This is a genomic window from Bacillus cereus group sp. MYBKT111-2, from assembly GCF_051915205.1.
GTDB lineage: Bacteria > Bacillota > Bacilli > Bacillales > Bacillaceae_G > Bacillus_A > Bacillus_A paranthracis.
In genome coordinates this window covers 18,001-38,836 of record NZ_JBQAEG010000005.1, presented here as the reverse complement: position 1 = coordinate 38,836, position 20,836 = coordinate 18,001, and the positions used below count along the sequence as shown (strand labels likewise).

Genomic DNA, 20,836 nt, shown 5'->3' with positions numbered 1-20,836 from the left:
GCTATGAATACCCCTGTTTCTGTAAACGAGAAGAAGGATTTTGTAAAATGGTTTTTGAATAATTACCAACTGAAACAGCGTGAATGTGTATGGATTTTGAATTATTTAATGAGTCACGACCAATTGATGCATAAAGTCCACTTCGTAGAGCATGCAAAATATTGTCCGCGTGGCTTAGTAATGTCCGCGAATTGTGTAAAAGACACACCGTTTCACTTTTTTAAACAAAATGTTATGACAACAGATGCTGAAAAATCGTTTCATGATATTCGTTTAAATCGAGATGAGGATATTTATATTCAACTCAATTTTAAATCATCGTTTCAAAATGCCAATTACGTAGCTGTATTAGAAGAAAACCCATATTTACCAAAGCACATTGAAGTAAATGAAAAAGATCGTTTACTTGCAGAAAGGTTTTTAGAAGAAAGTGTATTTTCTTTTAGAAGAGAACGTCTTTTGAAACAAATTGATGAAGCGCTGGATAAGCAAGATAAGGAAGCGTTTCATAGGTTAACAGCGGAGTTAAAGATGTTATAGAATTCATTTGGATTCATAAAATTTTACAAATTTCAGACTTTTTCAAGAAAAACTACCTTAATATAGGTAGTTTTTCTTTTTTTACCTCTTTTAGTATGGTTTAATATATATAAAGTGAAAGTTCTGTCATTTATAGATGGGGGAGGGAAGACATTTGAAATGGATTGTAAAAGATGTGGAACAGTTTGAGCAAGCAAGAGAATATGTAGATACGGGTGTTATACCACTTTTATCAATTTCAGCAGCGAAAGAAATGAAAATGGTAGTAGAACAAGGGGAATTTATCGAATTGTTGAGTATGGAGCTAGAAAGAGAATATAAAGGAAGAGTGCTTTTATTACCTGCATTTACGTATTTAGTAGAAAGTCAAAAAAACGAAAAAGGTCGTTTGCAAGAATGGACAAATCATTTGAAAAAGCAAGGTTTTAAGCATATTGCTTATGTTACAAGTGATTTTTCATGGAAAGAAGATATGCAAGAATTGCAGGGAGATTTATTTTGGTTTCCTTCATTAGCGTTAGAACAATTTAGTGATCAAGTGAAAAGAGAAGTGATTCATGCACATATAAAAAATATAATGGTAATGTTAGAAGAAAAATGGGGAAAACAATAATAAACAGAAAGTTCTTATTATTATGAGTAGTATGATATTGACCTGTGCATGAGCGTATTATATCATGATAGTGTCCTAGTTTTTATTTTTTATATAATTTATCACGAGGGGACAATTTCTGATAGAGGGGGGAAATTTTCGTGAGCGAGAAAGAACATCGTGTGTCAAGAAGACAGTTTTTAAATTATACCCTTACAGGGGTAGGAGGCTTTATGGCGGCGGGTATTTTAATGCCGATGACGCGATTTGCGCTTGATCCGGTGTTAAGAAAAGAAGCGGGAACGGATATGGTTGCTGTTGCACAAGTAAAGGATATTACAACAGAGCCGAAACGTTTCGACTTTAAGGTGAAGCAGGTTGATGGTTGGTACAAGTCCGAAGAGCCAAAATCAGCTTGGGTTCATAAAGATGAAAGCGGAGACATTGTTGCGTTCTCTCCAGTATGTAAACATTTAGGATGTACAGTGAACTGGAATTCGGACAAAGCACATCCGAATCAATTCTTTTGTCCATGTCACGGGGGCCGTTACACAAAAGACGGGATAAACATTAAAGGCACGCCGCCCCTTGCTCCACTTGATGTATACGAATCTAAAGTGAAAGATGGAACGCTGTACTTAGGAAAAGCGAAGCCAAGAGGGGGTGCAAAGTAGATGCTAAATAAAATTTATGATTGGGTAGATGAAAGGTTAGATATTACACCAATATGGCGTGATATCGCTGATCATGAAGTACCTGAACATGTAAACCCGGCACATCACTTTTCTGCATTCGTTTATTGCTTTGGCGGACTTACCTTTTTCGTTACTGTAATTCAAATTTTATCTGGAATGTTTTTGACGATGTATTATGTGCCTGATATTAAAAATGCTTGGGAATCGGTTTATTATTTGCAAAATGAAGTTGCATATGGGCAAATTGTTCGTGGTATGCACCACTGGGGTGCTAGTCTCGTAATTGTAATGATGTTTTTACATACACTTAGAGTTTTCTTCCAGGGTGCGTATAAAAAGCCTCGTGAGCTAAACTGGATTGTTGGTGTTCTTATTTTCTTTGTTATGTTAGGTCTTGGTTTTACCGGATATTTATTACCGTGGGATATGAAAGCGTTATTTGCTACGAAAGTAGGGATTCAAATTGCAGAGCAAACGCCGCTCATTGGTCCTTACATTAAAACATTACTCGCTGGTCATTCCGAAATTGTTGGCGCTCAAACATTAACTCGCTTCTTTGCTATTCACGTCTTCTTCTTACCAGCAGCACTTCTAGGTTTAATGGCCTTCCACTTCATCATGATTCGCAAACAAGGTATTTCCGGTCCACTATAAGAGATTGCTAAATTAAAGGGGAAAGAACTAAAGGAGGGAGATTATGCATCGCGGCAAAGGGATGAAGTTTGTAGGAGATTCTCGGGTACCAGTAGCTCGGAAACCAAATATTCCAAAAGACTATTCGGAATACCCAGGGAAAACAGAAGCATTTTGGCCGAACTTCTTGTTAAAAGAATGGATGGTTGGTGCAGTTTTTTTAATCGGTTATTTATGTTTAACAGTGGCGCATCCGTCACCGCTTGAAAGAATGGCGGATCCAACTGATGCTGGGTATATACCACTTCCAGATTGGTATTTCTTATTCTTGTATCAGTTATTAAAGTATTCTTATGCTTCTGGCTCATTTACTGTAATTGGAGCGTTCATTATGCCAGGGATTGCGTTTGGCGCATTACTGTTAGCTCCATTTCTTGATCGAGGCCCAGAAAGACGCCCATTGAAGCGTCCTGTAGCAACGGGATTTATGCTTTTAGCAGTTGCATCGATTATCTTTTTAACTTGGGAATCTGTAGCACACCACGACTGGGAAGCTGCAAAAAAACAAGGAGCAATTGTAAAAACAGCACCAGTTGATAAAAATGATGACGGTTATAAATTAATGCAAAAAAATACTTGTTTAACATGTCACGGTGACAATTTACAGGGCGGCGCAGCAGCACCAGCACTGCAAAATTTAACTTTAAAGCCAGAAGAAATTGCTAAAATTGCGAAAGAGGGAAAAGGTTCCATGCCTAAAGGTGTATTTAAAGGTACAGATGAGGAACTGAAGAAGCTTTCGGAATTCGTTGCAAAGTATAATAAAAAATAATAAAAAGCTGACTACAAAATTTGTAGTCAGCTTTTTATTTTGATGATAGAAAGTTTACTATATAATAGAGTAGAGTTTGATGAAAGAATGAAAGGTGTTGGACATACAGCTTGGTTTACTTGTATGCAATGTTAAGGCAACGCTCCGTATTATCATTTTTATTAGTTGTTAACATATTAGGTACAATATACGGATTTATATGGTATGGAAATCAATTAAAAGAAACTTTACCTATATTTTGGCCGTTTGTACCCGATAGTCCTATGGCAAGTCTCTTTTTTGTCTTTGTTTTAATCGCTTTTTTAATAAAGAGAAATTGGGGATTAATAGAGGCGCTAGCGATTGTTACTTTAATAAAATATGGTATATGGGCTGTTGTTGTAAATGGGGTTATGATCTATGTAAAAGGTCCTATTGGCCTTATCGGGTATATGTTAATGCTTTCGCATTTTGCGATGGCAGTACAAGCAGTGCTATATGCACCGTTTTACCGTATAAAAAAATGGCATTTTGCGGTAGCCGCTATATGGACATTACATAATGATGCAATTGATTATTTGTTCTGGCAAATGCCGAGATACGGAATTATGCATTTGTTTGTAGGAGAAATTGGTTATTTTACGTTCTGGTTAAGCATTGCTGTGCTTTGTATGACATATTATTATTGCTTACGTGAGAATCGAAAACAGTTTTCTTTATGATAGTTAGAATATGTAGGGGGAGAAAATGAAGAAAAATACGAGTGGTACAAAAATATTGGATCGATTGATTACGATAGTTGTTTCATATAGCATAGCATTTTCTATATTTGCACTCGCAACAACGGCGGTTGTATATGGAAAATGGCTATATTATTTTGAAATTGATTTTTTAAACATTCCAGATTTAGCGGATATGACGAAAGGTGACATTAAAAGAAATTATAATGTGCTGATCACATATTTATCGCCATTTTATGACGGAGCATTACATTTGCCAACACTAGATATGTCTACAAATGGCCGTATTCATTTTGTAGATGTGAAAAACATTTTAGTAAAGATTCAATATGTAATGTATGTGACAATTATAATTGCAATAGTAGGCGGCATGTATTTGTTAAAAAAGAAAAATGAAAAGTTTTTACTACATGGATCTATTTTAACAATCATTTTTCCAATAGCGTTAATGTTACCGATTGCTATTAATTTTGAAAAGAGTTTTGTGATATTCCATAAGCTTTTATTCAGTAATGATTATTGGGTTTTTGATCCTGAGAAGGATCCGATTATATTAATGTTACCAGAAGAGTTTTTTATGCATGCAGCGTGTGCTATTTTATTATTTATTTTATGTGGTAGCATAATTTGTTATAGCTTGTATAAATATTTCGTAAAAAAGAAAAGGATTTCAAAAGAAAAATTCTCTGTTTAAAGAGAATTTTTTTTGTTTGTAAAACGATAATATATTTTTCGGTCCAGTTCTGTTCTATTCTTGTCCACATTAACATATTTTGTACTAGTAGTTATAGGGGGGACCGTGATGAAGAGAACATTAATTGGACTGATTGCATTTCTAATTATCATGTTTCCGTTACGTATATATGCTGAGGAGTGGAGTGAACTAACAGGGTTGTTAGATGACTCATTACAATTAGTGAAGCGTAATGAAGATGAAAAAGCAGTACAAGTACTGCAACATTTCTCGGAGCAGTTTGTAATAAAGGGGAATGAAAAGAAGCAGGAAGTAACGCCAGATCAAGTTAGAGTTATTTCTTTAGCTTACGACAAGGCGAAACAATCTCTCGCGGAAGAAGATGTAAGGAAACAAGTTAAAATTGATAATGTGTTAGCCCTGCAGCTCGCTGTCGATGCGCAAGTATCGAAATATCAACCACTTTGGATGGAAAGAGAAGGAAAAGTAATGGATGCCTTTTCTCAAATGGAAAAAGCGATGAAAAAAGAAGATACGGGACAGTTTCAACAAACGTTAAACACATTTTTACATGAATTTAATATTATTTATCCAAGCTTAATGATTGCCTTGCCAGAAAATGAAGTGCAGCGTGTAAATGCCCATTTATCTTATTTGGATGAATTTCGTAACGTTATGTTAAAAACAAAAGGTGGGCAAATGCAATTAGGAATCATTAAAGGAGATTTGCAAAAAATATTTCATACAGTAAAAAAAGATGAAATTGCACCTTCTCTCATTTGGTTTATGACAATTACTGGAGGTCTTATTTTATTCACATTAACTTATGTTGGGTGGAGAAAGTATAAAGGAGAGAGAGAAAAAAGAAAAAGTAATGTACATTCTAAGAATAGATAATGTAATAAATAAAGATTCGGATTGTAAGGTTTATTCATTGACAATGGTGGCAGAAGAAAATAGAATGAGAAGTACTATAATTAAAACTTCAATGGAGGTTCATGATGTTTTATTTAATTTACTTCGCGATCATTTTGATCATACCGTTGTATGCACAGTCAAAAGTACGTAGTGCCTATAGCAAGTATTCACAAGTTTATTCAACATCAGGTATGACAGGAGCAGAAGTGGCTCGGAAAATCTTAGATGAAAATGGATTATACAACGTAGCTGTAGAAGAAACACCAGGTCATTTATCAGACCATTATGATCCAACTGCCAAAACAGTTCGATTATCAACAGATAACTATTACGGTCATTCAGTTGCTGGTACAGCAGTTGCAGCACACGAAGTAGGACACGCAATTCAAGATGCAAAAGATTATAACTTTATGCGTATTCGTCATTCGTTAGTGCCAGTTGCGAACTTTGGTTCAAATATTTCTTGGATATTTATTATGATCGGTATTTTTGCATCGATGGCCAACATGATATTTTTAGGTATCATTTTAATGGCAGCAGGTGTTGTGTTCCAACTTGTTACATTACCAGTTGAGTTTGATGCATCAAAGCGTGCGATGCAACAAATTGAAGCGTTAGGAATCGTATCAACAGATGAATATGGCCAAGCTCGTAAAGTATTAAATGCGGCAGCATTAACATATGTAGCAGCTGCAGCCGTAGCGGTATTTGAATTATTACGTCTCGTATTAATTTATACTGGTATGCAGCGTAGCGATGACTAAAGACTATCAATTTTGATAGTCTTTTTTGTTTTGTGGATTGAATTATATAATGTATTGCAAATAGAAATAATAGAAGTAATGCGGAAAGGCGGTGGGGAAATGAAATATCCAGACCATTTAGTAAAACAGGTGAAAGAGCGTAGTGCTCCTTATCAATTAGAAGGTTTTTTAAGTGGACAAGGCCCTGAAAATCCGAAATTTATGTTGTTAGGAGAAGCGCCTGGTGAAACAGAAATTCATAATGGGATTCCGTTTAGCGGGAGAGCCGGAAAACAATTAATGGGTTTTTTAGAACGTATTCACGTTACAAGGGAAGAAGTATATATTACGAGTGCTGTTCGGAGTAGACCTTATAAGTGGCGAGAGAAAAAAGAACGAAATGGTTCTATTATACAAAAAAGGTATAATAGAACGCCAAATCAAGGAGAAATAGTTGCCCATGCACCTTTGTTAGATTATGAATTAGAGAAACTAAATCCGAAGCTAATTGTCACGCTTGGCAATATCGGTCTTCAGCGTTTAACAGGAAAAGGTAAAAAAATCACAGATGTACACGGGCAATTATTAAAACAGCCCATTCAAAAATTAAAGGATATGCAAAGTGCAGAATTTACATGGTCAGAGAAAGAATATCATATTTTTCCGACCTTCCATCCTGCTTCCATTTTTTATAATCGGAGCTTATTGGAGCTTATTTATGAGGATTTAGAGAAACTTAAGCAATACGTAATAAAAAACTAGAAAAGCTAAAAAGCTTTTCTAGTTGTGTTTATGTATGTAATGGGTTTTTATTTTCATCCAACGTAAAACCTTCACCAACTACATCATGTACGTCACTTACTGCAACAAATGCATGAGGATCTACAGAAGTAATAATATTTTTTAATTTCACGATTTCATTTTTAGCAACAACGCAATACAATACGTTCCGTTCCACTTTTGTATACGATCCAACAGCTTTTAAAAAGGTCGCTCCGCGCTCCATCTCAGATAAAATTTTAGCAGCAATTTCATCGTTTTTATCGGAGATAATCGTTGCTCCTTTTGCTGCATAGGCTCCTTCTTGCATAAAATCAATGACTTTCGCCCCGATAAAAACAGCAACTAACGTATACATACCCTCGCGATATGATAAATAGGTAAGGATAGAGACGATAATGACGATAGCATCAAACATAAACATCGTTTTCCCCATACTCCAGCCAACATATTTATGAGCGAGTCTCGCAATAATATCTACACCGCCAGTAGTTCCGCCGTATTTAAATATGATCCCAAGACCGATACCAATAAATGCCCCAGCAAATAAAGCTGCGAGTGTCATATCATTTTGTAAGTTTAAATGTAAGTTGAGAACTTCGTAACGCTGAAAAATCCATAGAAATAAAGATACGCTAAATGTGCCGATTAGTGTATATATAAATGTCGTTCTTCCAAGTAACTTCCAACCAATAAAAAATATAGGGATATTTAAAATTAAGTTTGAATAAGAAGGGTCAAACTTAAATAGAAAATACAATAATAGTGTAATACCGGTAAATCCACCTTCTGCAAGGTGATTTTCAATATTGATATTCACAATACCGAAAGAAAAAATAGCGGAACCGATTAAAATAAAAATGATATTTCGAATCTTCAAATTTGATGTCATATAGAAATCCCCCTAATTATGTAAATGGCATTGCTCCGCTGAAACGGTAAAACATAATGATAAGTAATTTCTAGTTGCTAGTGAAAATAGTGAAGGCTATAAAAAATGATTGGTTTAGGCTAATTTTTTGCCAAAAACGCAAAAGAAGTTTCACTTTACCCCGTTCCAACGGCTGATAGGAGATAAAGCTCTGAAGAAAGGCAAACCAGCCGTAGGAACCCGATTGGTGCGGGCTAATCTTTTGCAAAAAATGCAAAAGAAGTTTCACTTTATTATAATCTTTCCCAAAAAGGGTCGCAAATAGGTGTTTGGCGGGGAATAATATTTGTCAAATCGCGATGAATTGGCTAACATGAAAGAGGAAGGATTAGAGGTGAATTGTATGGAAGCGAAAACGATGAAGGATATGCAGAAAGAAGTTGATGCATATATTGGTCAGTTTAAAGAAGGTTATTTCAGTCCACTTGCAATGATGGCTCGTTTAACGGAAGAAATGGGGGAGCTTGCAAGAGAGGTGAATCATTATTATGGTGAGAAACCGAAGAAAACAACTGAAACAGAACGTAGTATTGAAGAAGAGCTTGGAGATGTATTATTTGTTATGATTTGTATGGCAAATAGTTTAAATATTGATTTAGAAACAGCACATAACATTGTAATGAATAAATTTAATACTCGCGATAAAGATCGCTGGACACGTATTGATGAGGGAGAGAAAGAATAATGAAAGAAATTAAAGTAATTATAGCTGGACCAAGAGGACGTATGGGACATGAAGCAGTTCTTCTTATGGAAAGAACGGAACATTTTAATTTAGTAGCAGCAGTGGATTATAAGCATGGTGGAGAGAAAATCTCTGATTTACAGGGAATGCCAGCGCTAGATGCACCTATTTACGCAGATTTACATACTTGTTTAGAGGAAGTAGAAGCAGATGTGTTGTTAGATTTAACAACGCCAGAAGTTGGGAAACAACACGTTACACTAGCAGTTGAGCGTGGACTTCGTTCAGTTATTGGTACAACTGGATTTACAGAAGAAGAGCTAAAACAATTAACCGAGACTGCAAAAGAAAAAGCAGTAGGAACAATTATCGCTCCAAACTTTGCAATTGGTGCAGTTCTTATGATGAAATTCTCACAAATGGCAGCGAAGTACTTCCAAGATGTTGAAGTAATTGAATTGCATCATGATCAAAAATTAGATGCACCATCTGGTACTGCGGTAAAAACAGTAGAATTGATTCGTCAAAATCGTGAATCCAAGCAGCAAGGTCATCCAAATGAAGTAGAGCAATTAGAAGGAGCTCGTGGTGCAAATGTAGACGGCATTCACATTCATAGTGTACGTTTACCAGGACTTATTGCACACCAAGAAGTAATGTTTGGTGGAGACGGACAAATGTTAACAGTTCGTCATGATTCATTCAATCGTGCATCATTTATGTCTGGTGTAAAACTATCAATTGAGACAGTAATGAATCTAGATCATCTTGTGTACGGTTTAGAGAATATTATCGACTAAAGGGGAGACAACGGATGAAAATTGCCTTAATCGCACATGACAAAAAGAAAGACGACATGGTTTCGTTTGCATACGCATATAAACCAATTTTTGAACAACATGAATTATTTGCAACAGGAACGACAGGGCTTCGTATTATGGAAGCGACCGGTTTAGTTGTAACAAGATATCAATCTGGTCCTCTTGGCGGCGATCAAGAAATTGGTGCAATGATTGCGAAAAATGATTTAGACATGGTAATTTTCTTCCGCGATCCATTAACAGCACAGCCGCATGAACCGGATGTGAATGCATTGCTTCGTTTATGTGATGTATATGCAATTCCACTTGCAACGAATATGGCAAGTGCTGAAATGTTAATGCACGCATTAGAGCGAGGAGATTTAGATTACCGCAAGTTAAGAAAATGAGGGGAACAATTATGAGTGGATTACATATATTAGCGTTTGGTGCCCATGCCGATGATGTTGAAATCGGCATGGCGGGTACCATTGCTAAATATACGAAGCAAGGGTATGAAGTAGGTATTTGTGATTTAACAGAAGCTGATCTTTCTTCTAACGGAACGATAGAGTTAAGAAAAGAAGAAGCAAAGGCGGCAGCTCGTATAATGGGAGTAAAAACGAGACTAAATTTAGCGATGCCAGACCGTGGTTTGTATATGAAAGAAGAGTATATACGTGAAATTGTAAAGGTAATTCGTACATATAAACCAAAACTAGTTTTTGCGCCGTATTATGAAGATCGTCATCCAGATCATGCAAATTGTGCAAAACTTGTGGAAGAAGCTATTTTTTCAGCGGGAATTCGCAAATATATGCCAGAGGTTCCACCACATCGTGTGGAGTCTTTTTATCATTATATGATTAATGGTTTTCATAAACCGAATTTTTGTATAGATATTAGTGAATACGTATCGCAAAAGGTGGAAGCATTAGAAGCGTATGAAAGTCAGTTTTCAACAGGGAGTGATGGTGTGAAAACGCCGTTAACAGAAGGTTACGTTGAAACTGTAGTCGCCCGTGAGAAAATGTTTGGAAAAGAAGTTGGAGTTTTATATGCCGAAGGGTTTATGAGTAAGAAACCGGTTTTATTACATGCTGATTTAATAGGGGGATGTAAATGAAATTAAAAATAGGTATTACATGTTATCCTTCTGTAGGTGGTTCTGGAGTTGTTGGAACAGAATTAGGAAAGCAATTAGCGGAACGCGGGCATGAAATCCATTTTATTACATCGGGTTTACCATTCCGGTTAAATAAAGTGTATCCAAACATTTATTTTCATGAAGTGACGGTAAATCAATACTCTGTATTTCAATATCCACCATACGATTTAGCATTAGCGAGTAAAATGGCAGAGGTTGCACAAAGAGAAAATCTAGACATTTTACATGTGCATTACGCAATACCACATGCCATTTGTGCTTATTTAGCAAAACAAATGATTGGAGAGCGTATTAAAATTGTTACAACCTTGCATGGAACAGATATTACTGTGTTAGGATCCGACCCTTCGCTAAATAATTTAATTCGTTTTGGTATTGAGCAATCTGATGTTGTGACGGCTGTCTCGCATTCATTAATTAACGAAACGCATGAGCTTGTAAAACCAAATAAAGACATTCAAACGGTATATAACTTTATAGACGAACGTGTATATTTCAAACGTGATATGACCCAATTAAAGAAAGAATACGGTATAAGTGAGAGTGAAAAGATACTCATTCACATTTCAAACTTCCGTAAAGTGAAACGTGTGCAAGATGTTGTGCAGGCATTTGCTAAAATTGTTACAGAAGTAGATGCGAAGTTGCTTCTTGTTGGAGATGGACCAGAATTTTGCACGATTTTACAGTTGGTGAAAAATTTACATATTGAAGATCGCGTCTTATTCTTAGGGAAGCAAGATAATGTTGCAGAACTACTTGCGATGAGTGATTTAATGTTGCTTTTATCAGAGAAGGAGAGTTTTGGTCTTGTTTTATTAGAAGCGATGGCGTGTGGTGTACCTTGTATCGGAACAAGGGTTGGAGGTATTCCAGAAGTCATTCAACATGGTGATACAGGATATTTATGTGAAGTTGGCGATACAACAGGAGTGGCAGATCAAGCCATTCAGCTATTAAAGGATGAAGAACTTCACCGTAATATGGGAGAGCGAGCAAGAGAAAGTGTTTACGAGCAGTTTCGCTCTGAAAAAATCGTCTCACAATATGAAACGATTTACTATGATGTACTAAGGGATGACAAAAATGGAAAGATTTAAAAAAGCTAGTTCTATTATTGAGACTTTAAAGCAACAAGGGCATGAGGCTTACTTTGTCGGTGGAAGCGTAAGAGACCTTATTATCGATAGGCCGATTGGAGATATTGATATTGCGACATCTGCTTTACCAGAAGAAGTGATGGCTATATTTCCAAGACATGTTCCTGTTGGTCTTGAACATGGAACTGTAATTGTAGTAGAAAATGGTGAGCCTTATGAGGTAACCACTTTTCGAACAGAGAGTGAATATGAAGACTTTCGAAGACCTAGTAGTGTTCAATTTGTTCGTTCATTAGAAGAGGATTTAAAACGTCGTGATTTCACAATGAATGCAATTGCAATGACAGAAGAAGGAAAAATGGTCGATTTATTTGCTGGACAGGAAGCGATTCAAAAGAGAGAAATTGTGACAGTGGGAAATGCTGCGGATCGGTTTCAAGAAGATGCCCTGCGAATGATGCGTGGTATTCGGTTCGTAAGTACGTTAGGTTTTTCTTTAGAGACGAAAACGAAGCAAGCAATTGAAACATATGGACATTTGCTGGAACATATAGCAATTGAGAGAATTACAGTGGAGTTTGAAAAACTGTTAACTGGCACATATTGTGTGAAGGCTCTCAAAGAATTAGTAGAAACGAAACTATTTTTTCATCTACCATATTTACAGATGTCAGAAGAGAAATTGTTAAAAGCTACGCAGTATAAATGGGATTCTTTTGAAGCAGACATTGAGGCGTGGGCGTTTTTCTTATATTGTATTGGAGAAGAACATCCAGCTGTCTTTTTACGTCAATGGAAGTTTTCGAATAAAAAAATAAAAGATATCGTCGCAGTTTTATTAACAATCCGTAAGAGAAAGGAGAAGGATTGGGATACAGTTCTTCTTTATAAAACGGGAATTCATATAGCTGAAATGGCAGAAAGAGTATATGAAGCGATGATTGAAAGCTATGATCATACAGCTGTTAACCGGGTACAAACGTTGTTTCAAGCATTGCCAATTAAGAGTCGACAAGAGATGAATGTGACTGGGAATGATTTGTTAAACTGGGCAAGTAAAAAGCCAGGTCCGTGGGTTGCTGAAATGATTCAAAAAATTGAAGAAGCAATTGTACAAGGAAACGTAGTAAATGAGAAAGAGTGTATAAGGGAGTGGCTGCAAGAATGCAATCTACTATAAGAAAGCAGTTATTGCAAGTTTTTTCGGAAGCGGATGGCGAGTTTGTATCTGGTCAAACGATTAGTGATAAACTTGGTTGCTCAAGAACTGCTGTGTGGAAACATATGGAGGACCTTCGGAATGAGGGATATGAACTTGAAGCTGTGCGTCGATTAGGTTATCGAATTGCAAGTAAGCCAGACAAAGTGACTGCGAATGAAATACAGTTAGGGTTACAAACGAAACATATTGGTAGAACAGTGTATTTTGAAGAGTCCGTTGAATCGACGCAACATATTGCAGCAAAGCTTGCTTATGAAGGTGCAGAAGAAGGAACAATTGTTGTGGCAGAAGAACAAACGGCGGGTAGAGGTCGTTTAAGCAGAAAATGGCATTCACCAAAAGGAACAGGAATTTGGATGAGTATTATTTTACGTCCATCAATCCCGGTTCAACATGCACCACAACTTACTTTGTTAGCCGCTGTTAGCGTTGCGCAAGCAATTGAAAAGTGCACAGGTGTAAACGTAGGAATAAAATGGCCGAATGATATTTTAATTCAAGGGAAAAAGGCTGTAGGAATATTAACAGAAATGCAAGCTGATCCTGATAAAATTAATGCTGTCATTATGGGTATTGGTATTAATGCGAATCAAAAGCAAGAACATTTTGATGAGGAAATTCAGCATATTGCTACTTCTTTAGCGATTGAATCTGGTAAGCCAATTGTTCGTGCGGAGCTTATGCAACAAATCTTTTTACAACTAGAAAAATTATATGAAGAGTATTTACAAAATGGTTTCTCTGTCATTAAAATTCTTTGGGAAAGTTACGCTGTAAGCATCGGGAAAGAAATTAACGCTCGAACGATGAGAGAGACAATTACAGGGATAGCAAAAGGAATTACAGAGGATGGTGTATTGCTCCTAGAAGACCATGAAGGAAAAGTACATCATATTCATTCTGCGGATATCGAAATTAAGTAAAAGAAGTTCCTCTTTTGGAACTTCTTTTTTATTTCCATATTAATAAAATCTTTTAATATTTAAGTTTTATTTTAAAAGATCGTCCAGTTGAGTTTGCTTCTTATTTGACGATTACTTTACCTTCCATTCCTTTGAGGAGATGGTATCGACATATTAATTCATATGTACCGGCACTGTTAGGTTTCACGGTAATGTTTTTTTCTTTTCCTGACTCGACGACGACATCAATACCGAGTTTTTTGATTGTAAAGGTATGCTCACTCTTACCTTTATTTTTCAACAGTAATGTTGTTGATTCGTTAATTGGAATCGTGATGACGTTTGGATTAAAGTAATCATCGTTTAGCTCAACTTCAATCACTTTCGCTGACGCAATAGGTTGTGCCAAGTCGTTAACTGAGGCAAATACATTGAGGGAATTTAAAGTTGTTATTACCACAAGCATCACAAGAAAACCGATGAATCGAAATAACCATTTGTTTATAGACATTCGCAATTCTCCTTTTGTAAGTATATCTCCTCAATTAACCTGCATCATTATTTTATGAGTTATACCATGTATTTAAAAAGTTTATCTTTCTATGATTGAATCGTTCACTTATAAATTTCACATACCGTAATAAGAATAAAAATTATTTTTTCAAAAAAATGTAGTAATTCCTTTTTGGAGTTTGCTATAATTAGTTCGAATGTGGGCAGTATCAGAGCGAACTGCACCATGATTCGAAGCAATACGAAAAATAATAACTTGGATTCTGCCTTGATCCAATAACGGACTGGGACAGAGGGATGAATAATGCCGACTAACACACAACCCTTCTGCCCTTTTATGGCCAGAGGGGTTTTTATATGATTTCGGCCATCTCCTCTCTCCTGTATAAAGGAGGAGTAGTTTTTGAAAACAAAAACAGATTTTTTGAAAATGAAAGAGCAAGGTGAGCCGATTACAATGCTAACGGCGTATGATTATCCATCTGCTAAGTTAGCAGAAGAAGCGGAAGTTGATATGATTTTAGTTGGAGATTCCCTTGGGATGGTTGTGCTCGGCTATGATTCAACAGTACCTGTAACAGTAGAGGATATGATTCATCATACGAAAGCTGTACGCCGAGGAGCGAAAGAGACGTTTATTGTAACTGATATGCCATTTATGTCGTATCATGTTTCGCCTCAAGATACGATGGTGAATGCACGCCGCATCGTTCAAGAGAGTGGTGCTCATGCACTGAAGGTAGAAGGTGCGGGAGAAGTGATATCAACTATTCATTACTTGACGAGTGCGGGAATTCCTGTCGTGGCACACTTAGGCTTAACTCCTCAATCTGTAGGAGTGTTAGGTGGCTATAAAGTACAAGGAAAAGATGCTGAAAGTGCAAAAAAATTAATAGAAGATGCGAAGAGATGTGAGGAAGCTGGTGCGATAGCACTTGTATTAGAATGTGTGCCAATGCAGCTAGCAGAATTTATTTCGAAGCAACTAACAATTCCAACGATTGGAATTGGAGCAGGACAAAAAGTGGATGGGCAAGTACTCGTTTATCATGATCTTATCTCATATGGCGTAAATCGTGTTCCGAAATTTGTGAAGCAATATACGTCTGTTCAAGAGGAGATTGTGCGAGGGATTTCACAATACGTAACTGAAGTAAAGACAGGTCAATTTCCGGAAGAAAAACATTCATTCACAATGAAAGAGGAAGAATGTTTAGCGTTATACGGAGGAAAACAATAATGAAAATCATAAATACAGTGCAAGAGATGCAGCAAATTACAAACGAACTACGTGCAAGTGGAAAAAGTATTGGTTTTGTCCCAACGATGGGTTATTTACATGAAGGTCATGCGACTTTATTACGTAAGGCAAGAGAAGAAAATGAAATTGTAGTTTTAAGCGTGTTTGTTAATCCGCTACAGTTTGGACCAAACGAAGATTTAGATCGATACCCTCGTGATATTGATAGAGATGAAAATGTAGCAAAAGAAAACGGTGTAGATTATTTATTTTATCCGAGCGTAGAAGAAATGTATCCAGCAGAACAAACGACAACAGTAGAAGTTGTGAAGCGTACCGATGTGTTATGCGGAAAACAAAGACCTGGTCATTTCGCTGGTGTTGCGATTGTACTAATGAAACTATTTAATATTACATTGCCAACACGTGCTTATTTCGGTATGAAAGATGCACAGCAAGTTGCTGTCATTGAAGGATTTGTCGCTGATTTTAATATTCCGGTTACAATCGTACCGGTGGATATTGTAAGGGAAGAAGATGGATTAGCCAAAAGTTCTCGTAACGTGTATTTATCACCAGAAGAGCGTGAAGAGGCTCCTCATTTATACCGCAGTCTATGTATAGCGAAAGAAAGAATTGAGACAGGAGAACGTAATGCAGAAATCATTACAACTCTTGTGAAAGAGTATATTGAGACGTATACGAAAGGCACTGTAGATTATGCTGATTTATATGCGTATCCTTCACTACAAGTAGTGGATAAAATTGAAGGACGAATCATTTTAGCAATTGCAGTTAAATTTGACAATGTAAGATTAATTGACAATATAACATTAACGGTTAAATAAGGGGGAGCATCTATGTTTCGCACAATGATGAGAGCGAAGCTACATCGCGCAACAGTAACAGAAGCAAATTTAAATTATGTAGGTAGTATTACAATTGATGAAGATTTAATGGATGCAGTAAATATTGTAGAAAACGAAAAAGTCCAAATTGTAAATAATAATAATGGTGCTCGCTTAGAGACATATGTTATTAAAGGAGAACGTGGTAGCGGTGTTGTTTGTTTGAATGGTGCAGCTGCAAGGCTTGTACAGCCAGGAGATAAAGTTATTATTATTTGCTACGGTTTAGTGGCAGAAGAAAATATTCATAAACAAGAGCCGAAAATTGCAGTATTAGACGATGATAATCAAATTATTGAAATGTTAGGTGCTGAAAAAGCGGGTACGATATTATAAGTAAGAAGGCTATCTCTATTATGGAGATAGCCTTTTTTGTGCATCTTTTCATTAAGATGAGATAAAACGTGGTATAGTAACATTATATAATTTTCTGTTTGATAGGTAAGAAATTGAGGTGTTACATATATGAGTAAGCGTTATGTCGTTGTGGATTTAGAGACGACAGGGAACTCCTGGAAGGATGGGAAAGATAAAATTACCCAAATTGCAGCTGTTGTAGTGGAAGATGGAGAGATATTAGAGATTTTTTCATCTTTTATTAATCCGAAGAGAGAGATTCCACCATTTATTACAGAGTTAACAGGGATTGATGAGAGTATGGTTAAGCAAGCCCCGTTATTTGAAGATGTAGCCCCGATGGTTGTTGAGCTATTACAAGGTGCAGCTTTCGTTGCACATAACGTTCACTTTGATTGGAATTTTTTAACGGAAGAATTAAGGCAGGCTGGATATACAGAAATACATTGTCCAAAAGTTGATACAGTTGAGTTGGCGCAAATTCTTTTGCCAACGGCTGATAGTTATAAATTACGTGATTTAGCTAAACAACACGAATTAGAGCATGATCAACCGCATCGTGCGGATAGTGATGCTCTTGCAACAGCGGAATTGTTTTTACAATTTTTAAATGAAATTGAGAAGTTACCCCTTGTCACCTTGCAATCGCTTTATGAATTGAGTGATGTGTTTCAAAGTGATATAGCGGATGTGCTTTCTGAAAATATTTTAAAGAAAATGATGCATGGTAAAAAAGGAGCAGAGGGATATGAAGTGTATCGAAATATTGCCCTTCGAAAACGGAATTATTCTTTAAACTTAAGTGAAACATGTGCATTTAAATTTGATGCTTTCTTGCATAAGACAATTGATAAACTTGAGTCGAATATGCCAAAGTTTGAAAAAAGAGAAAGCCAACAGAGTATGATGAAGGAAATATATACAGCGCTAAGAGATTCTAGGTTTTCACTAATTGAAGCAGGAACAGGAACAGGAAAGACTCTTGCATATTTGCTTCCAAGTATTTATTTTGCAAAGAAAAAAGAAGAACCTGTCATCATAAGTACCCAAACTGTACAACTGCAGCAACAAATACTAGAAAAAGAAATTCCATTATTACAGAAAATAATGCCATTTTCATTTGAAGTAGCTCTTCTGAAAGGAAGAAAGCATTATCTTTGTCTACATAAATTTGAATATGCTTTGCAAGAAGAAGAGAAGAATTATGATATGGCGCTCACGAAGGCAAAAATTTTAGTGTGGTTATTGCAAACGGAAACGGGCGATCGTGATGAATTAAATATTCCTGAGGGCGGAAAGTTACTTTGGAACCGGATTTGTAGTGATGTACATAGTCCGGGTGGGATGCAAAGCAACTGGTTTAGTCGTTGTTTTTATCAACGAGCAAAGAATAGAGCATTATTTGCAGATATCGTTATTACAAATCATGCGTTATTATTTCAAGATTTTTCAAGTGAAGAACCACTGTTTGCTTCATGTGAACATATTATTTTTGATGAGGCTCATCATATCGAGGAAGCAGCGAGTAGAACATTAGGTGAACAGTTCTCCTGTATGTATTTCCAGCTAGTTTTATCTCGTCTTGGTACGCTAGAAACAGATGATGTACTTTCTAAAGTATATAAAATGATGAAAAAATCAGAGCAAGCCTCCCGTTCTACTTTCCGCATGGTAAGTCATAGTTTGAAGGAATTGAAATTTGATGCGGATGAGCTATTCCAAATGTTACGTGCATTCATCTTTAAACAAACAAAGCAGGAACAAGGGATCAGCAATATGCCACTCATTTATCGATATAACACGGAAGTAGAGAAAGGTAAGTTATGGGATAGTATTACCGAGTTAACAAATCGCTTTGTATATGATATAAGGAAATTACTCTCTACACTTGAGAAGCAAGTTGATATATTGCAAAGTAAATTAGAATGGGAAATGCATGTTGTTACAGGTGAATTTATGCATTTAATTGAGTTGTTGAGAAAGATGGCGCAATCTTTACAAGTACTCATTTTAGAAAAAAATTCATATGTGACATGGATGGAAACTGAAACGAAGGGAACCATTCATTCAACTGTTTTATATGGGCAACCTGTTCATATTGGTGAAAGATTTGCTGATGAATTTTTAACAGAGAAAAAGAGTGTTATTTTCACATCAGCAACGCTAACAGTAAACGATTCATTTGACTATATAAAAGAAGAGCTAGGCTTACATGATTTTGCTCCAAATACATTACAGGTCCCATCACCATTCCATTTCGAAGAACAGATGAAATTAATGGTTTCAACGGATGTGCCTTTTATTAAGCAAGCAAGTAATGAAGAATATATTGAATCTGTGTCGGCTCATATTGCAAAAATAGCGAAAGCTACAGAAGGTAGAATGCTTGTTTTGTTCACTTCGTATGAAATGTTGAAAGAAGCGTATACGAATTTGAAAAATGATGAGGAATTAGAAGGCTATTTATTATTAACGCAAAGTGTGAATAATAAGAGCAGAAGTCGTCTCATTCGTAAGTTTCAAGAGTTCGATAAATCAATTTTATTAGGAACAAGTAGTTTTTGGGAAGGGATAGATATACCTGGAGATGCCCTTAGTTGTCTTGTTATTGTCCGCCTTCCCTTTACGCCTCCTCATCAACCGATGATGGAAGCAAAAGGAGAGTGGTTAAAAAATCAAGGAGAGGACGTATTCGCTAAGTTAGCACTCCCGCAAGCAATACTGCGTTTCAAACAAGGATTTGGTCGTCTTATTAGAACAAGTACAGATACCGGAACGGTGTTTGTACTAGATCGTCGTTTGACAAGCGCTTCCTATGGAAAACGTTTTTTACAATCAATTCCAACTGTTCCGCTTTATGAAGGCCCTCTAGAAGAATTGTTAGAACAATTAAAGGAACGGCCAATTGAATAAAATTGGAAGGAAAAATACGCCTGAAGTGCATGTAAACTTCAGGCGTAAAAAATGTGGGTAGGAGGAATTTTATTTTTCTTACTTCTTGTATACAAAATGTATCGGTTTTCGACTTGAAACCTTTTTTTGCTGTACATGTCCTGCTATAATAGATGGGTGATGAAGCAGGGGTTGTAAAGAATGTACTCTTATTGTAACCGCATTGCGTTCTTCTATAATTAGAAATTTTTGTGTAACGGAGGAGTTTTTTCATGGATAAGAAAATCGAAGTCCTATCAACGACGCGTATTAAATATTCGTCTGACTTGTATAAAATCGTTGATAGTTTGAATCGTACGTTAAAAGAGCAGGACCTCATGTTCGGATTAGCATTAGACGAAAAAGATAAAGAAACAGCTGTATTTACGATTTACAGAACGTAGTGATACAATGAAAAAGTGGATCTTTGCAATCGTTATCGTAATCGTTGCTAGCGGAATATATGGGGCGTATGTTTATAATAAAGCAATGGAAAAGAAAATCCCTAAAGAGGCAAAATCTGTAGAAATTGCAAAAGAAAAAGCAAAGCTTGTAAAAGTAAAATCTGTGGATTATTATAACGGAGAATCTTCATATACTGTCGTACAAGGTACAGATGAAAAAGGAGAACAACTTATCGTTTGGGTGCCTGAGAAAAAAGGGGAAACTATAGTAAGGAAAAAGAGTGAAGGTATTTCTGAAAAAGAGGCTTTACAAAGAACGATTGAACAAGTCGGAGATGACAGTAAAGAGCACAAAAGTAAGCCTAAAGAAATTTTAAAAATAAAATTAGGCTTTGAAAACAATATACCATTATGGGAAGTTACATATATTGATGATGAAAATCGTTATAGTTATTACTATCTTGCATTTAAAGATGGGCAGTTTTTACGACGATACAGCATTGAAAAATAGATGTAGGGGGAACTACAA

General features: G+C 36.2%; 25 protein-coding genes. 23 read left to right on the top strand and 2 right to left on the bottom strand.

The genetic code is table 11. From position 1 onward, the window contains the following. Positions 1 to 3 precede the first annotated feature (3 nt). The 10 genes from ACTFNE_RS15380 to ACTFNE_RS15335 all read left to right on the top strand — a co-directional run bounded on the left by ACTFNE_RS15380 (position 4) and on the right by ACTFNE_RS15335 (position 7,128). Positions 4 to 540 carry a ReoY family proteolytic degradation factor gene (locus ACTFNE_RS15380; protein WP_001095923.1) on the top strand — a complete coding sequence of 179 codons (537 nt, stop codon included), beginning with the start codon at positions 4 to 6 and terminating at the stop codon, positions 538 to 540. Between the two features lie 154 nt (positions 541 to 694). After that, positions 695 to 1,153: a YpiF family protein gene (locus ACTFNE_RS15375; protein ID WP_270706042.1), complete on the top strand. Its 459-nt coding sequence runs from the start codon at positions 695 to 697 to the stop codon at positions 1,151 to 1,153. Between the two features lie 140 nt (positions 1,154 to 1,293). Next, positions 1,294 to 1,806 carry a menaquinol-cytochrome c reductase iron-sulfur subunit gene (gene qcrA / locus ACTFNE_RS15370; RefSeq protein WP_001290418.1) on the top strand — a complete coding sequence of 171 codons (513 nt, stop codon included), beginning with the start codon at positions 1,294 to 1,296 and terminating at the stop codon, positions 1,804 to 1,806. After that, positions 1,807 to 2,481 carry a menaquinol-cytochrome c reductase cytochrome b subunit gene (gene qcrB / locus ACTFNE_RS15365; RefSeq protein ID WP_000932700.1) on the top strand — a complete coding sequence of 225 codons (675 nt, stop codon included), beginning with the start codon at positions 1,807 to 1,809 and terminating at the stop codon, positions 2,479 to 2,481. A 43-nt stretch (positions 2,482 to 2,524) separates the two neighbouring features. Beyond that, entirely contained in the window at positions 2,525 to 3,292 is a 768-nt protein-coding gene (gene qcrC / locus ACTFNE_RS15360; protein WP_000554606.1) for a menaquinol-cytochrome c reductase cytochrome b/c subunit, read from the top strand. A 110-nt stretch (positions 3,293 to 3,402) separates the two neighbouring features. After that, positions 3,403 to 3,993: a DUF1405 domain-containing protein gene (locus ACTFNE_RS15355; protein ID WP_000262841.1), complete on the top strand. Its 591-nt coding sequence runs from the start codon at positions 3,403 to 3,405 to the stop codon at positions 3,991 to 3,993. A 25-nt stretch (positions 3,994 to 4,018) separates the two neighbouring features. Further along, entirely contained in the window at positions 4,019 to 4,705 is a 687-nt protein-coding gene (gene lit / locus ACTFNE_RS15350) for a lipoprotein intramolecular transacylase Lit (RefSeq protein ID WP_046197272.1), read from the top strand. Positions 4,706 to 4,813: 108 nt separating this feature from the next. Further along, positions 4,814 to 5,602 (top strand): sporulation protein YpjB, encoded by a 789-nt coding sequence (gene ypjB / locus ACTFNE_RS15345; protein WP_000831595.1) that lies wholly within the window; start codon positions 4,814 to 4,816, stop codon positions 5,600 to 5,602. A gap of 104 nt (positions 5,603 to 5,706) precedes the next feature. Then, positions 5,707 to 6,387, top strand: a complete 681-nt coding sequence (locus ACTFNE_RS15340; protein WP_000499536.1) for a zinc metallopeptidase — start codon at positions 5,707 to 5,709, stop codon at positions 6,385 to 6,387. A gap of 99 nt (positions 6,388 to 6,486) precedes the next feature. Continuing rightward, complete coding sequence (locus tag ACTFNE_RS15335; RefSeq protein WP_270706049.1) at positions 6,487 to 7,128, top strand: uracil-DNA glycosylase; 642 nt, start codon at positions 6,487 to 6,489, stop codon at positions 7,126 to 7,128. Between the two features lie 28 nt (positions 7,129 to 7,156). Here ACTFNE_RS15335 and ACTFNE_RS15330 read toward each other — a convergent pair whose 3' ends face one another. Continuing rightward, the gene (locus ACTFNE_RS15330; RefSeq protein WP_000203305.1) at positions 7,157 to 8,038 is read right to left on the bottom strand and encodes a YitT family protein; all 882 of its coding nucleotides are present in this window, start codon (positions 8,036 to 8,038) and stop codon (positions 7,157 to 7,159) included. A gap of 382 nt (positions 8,039 to 8,420) precedes the next feature. Here ACTFNE_RS15330 and ACTFNE_RS15325 point away from each other — a divergent pair, with 382 nt between their 5' ends. Genes ACTFNE_RS15325 through ACTFNE_RS15295 form a run of 7 tightly spaced genes read left to right on the top strand, consistent with a single transcriptional unit; the run spans position 8,421 to position 13,975 of the window. Beyond that, complete coding sequence (locus ACTFNE_RS15325; protein ID WP_001992677.1) at positions 8,421 to 8,762, top strand: nucleotide pyrophosphohydrolase; 342 nt, start codon at positions 8,421 to 8,423, stop codon at positions 8,760 to 8,762. Further along, the gene (gene dapB / locus ACTFNE_RS15320) at positions 8,762 to 9,562 is read left to right on the top strand and encodes a dihydrodipicolinate reductase (protein WP_046197275.1); all 801 of its coding nucleotides are present in this window, start codon (positions 8,762 to 8,764) and stop codon (positions 9,560 to 9,562) included. Before ACTFNE_RS15325 ends, dapB begins: the two co-directional genes overlap by 1 nt. Before the next feature lie 14 nt (positions 9,563 to 9,576). Next, the gene (gene mgsA / locus ACTFNE_RS15315; RefSeq protein WP_000684755.1) at positions 9,577 to 9,972 is read left to right on the top strand and encodes a methylglyoxal synthase; all 396 of its coding nucleotides are present in this window, start codon (positions 9,577 to 9,579) and stop codon (positions 9,970 to 9,972) included. 11 nt (positions 9,973 to 9,983) lie between these two features. Then, positions 9,984 to 10,688, top strand: a complete 705-nt coding sequence (bshB1, locus tag ACTFNE_RS15310; RefSeq protein ID WP_000015666.1) for a bacillithiol biosynthesis deacetylase BshB1 — start codon at positions 9,984 to 9,986, stop codon at positions 10,686 to 10,688. Next, positions 10,685 to 11,830 carry an N-acetyl-alpha-D-glucosaminyl L-malate synthase BshA gene (gene bshA, locus ACTFNE_RS15305; protein WP_000768296.1) on the top strand — a complete coding sequence of 382 codons (1,146 nt, stop codon included), beginning with the start codon at positions 10,685 to 10,687 and terminating at the stop codon, positions 11,828 to 11,830. Before bshB1 ends, bshA begins: the two co-directional genes overlap by 4 nt. Then, the gene (locus tag ACTFNE_RS15300) at positions 11,817 to 13,010 is read left to right on the top strand and encodes a CCA tRNA nucleotidyltransferase (RefSeq protein ID WP_270706043.1); all 1,194 of its coding nucleotides are present in this window, start codon (positions 11,817 to 11,819) and stop codon (positions 13,008 to 13,010) included. Before bshA ends, ACTFNE_RS15300 begins: the two co-directional genes overlap by 14 nt. Further along, positions 12,995 to 13,975 carry a biotin--[acetyl-CoA-carboxylase] ligase gene (locus ACTFNE_RS15295; RefSeq protein ID WP_001192048.1) on the top strand — a complete coding sequence of 327 codons (981 nt, stop codon included), beginning with the start codon at positions 12,995 to 12,997 and terminating at the stop codon, positions 13,973 to 13,975. Before ACTFNE_RS15300 ends, ACTFNE_RS15295 begins: the two co-directional genes overlap by 16 nt. Before the next feature lie 100 nt (positions 13,976 to 14,075). Here ACTFNE_RS15295 and ACTFNE_RS15290 read toward each other — a convergent pair whose 3' ends face one another. Then, a complete protein-coding gene (locus ACTFNE_RS15290; RefSeq protein ID WP_000026410.1) occupies positions 14,076 to 14,465 on the bottom strand; it encodes a cupredoxin domain-containing protein in 390 nt (129 codons plus the stop codon). A gap of 405 nt (positions 14,466 to 14,870) precedes the next feature. Here ACTFNE_RS15290 and panB point away from each other — a divergent pair, with 405 nt between their 5' ends. From panB to ACTFNE_RS15260, 6 genes are all read left to right on the top strand, one after another. Further along, the gene (gene panB, locus ACTFNE_RS15285) at positions 14,871 to 15,707 is read left to right on the top strand and encodes a 3-methyl-2-oxobutanoate hydroxymethyltransferase (RefSeq protein ID WP_000853114.1); all 837 of its coding nucleotides are present in this window, start codon (positions 14,871 to 14,873) and stop codon (positions 15,705 to 15,707) included. Further along, positions 15,707 to 16,555, top strand: coding sequence for a pantoate--beta-alanine ligase (panC, locus tag ACTFNE_RS15280; protein WP_000691778.1), 849 nt, complete (start codon positions 15,707 to 15,709; stop codon positions 16,553 to 16,555). Before panB ends, panC begins: the two co-directional genes overlap by 1 nt. Before the next feature lie 12 nt (positions 16,556 to 16,567). Continuing rightward, positions 16,568 to 16,951, top strand: coding sequence for an aspartate 1-decarboxylase (gene panD / locus ACTFNE_RS15275; protein WP_000490176.1), 384 nt, complete (start codon positions 16,568 to 16,570; stop codon positions 16,949 to 16,951). 129 nt (positions 16,952 to 17,080) lie between these two features. Further along, complete coding sequence (dinG, locus tag ACTFNE_RS15270) at positions 17,081 to 19,885, top strand: ATP-dependent DNA helicase DinG (protein ID WP_000044927.1); 2,805 nt, start codon at positions 17,081 to 17,083, stop codon at positions 19,883 to 19,885. 251 nt (positions 19,886 to 20,136) lie between these two features. Beyond that, on the top strand, positions 20,137 to 20,307 hold the full coding sequence (locus tag ACTFNE_RS15265) for a YpmA family protein (protein ID WP_000358352.1): 171 nt from the start codon (positions 20,137 to 20,139) through the stop codon (positions 20,305 to 20,307). Positions 20,308 to 20,314: 7 nt separating this feature from the next. Then, complete coding sequence (locus tag ACTFNE_RS15260) at positions 20,315 to 20,818, top strand: cell wall elongation regulator TseB-like domain-containing protein (RefSeq protein WP_000758749.1); 504 nt, start codon at positions 20,315 to 20,317, stop codon at positions 20,816 to 20,818. Positions 20,819 to 20,836: the final 18 nt, after the last annotated feature.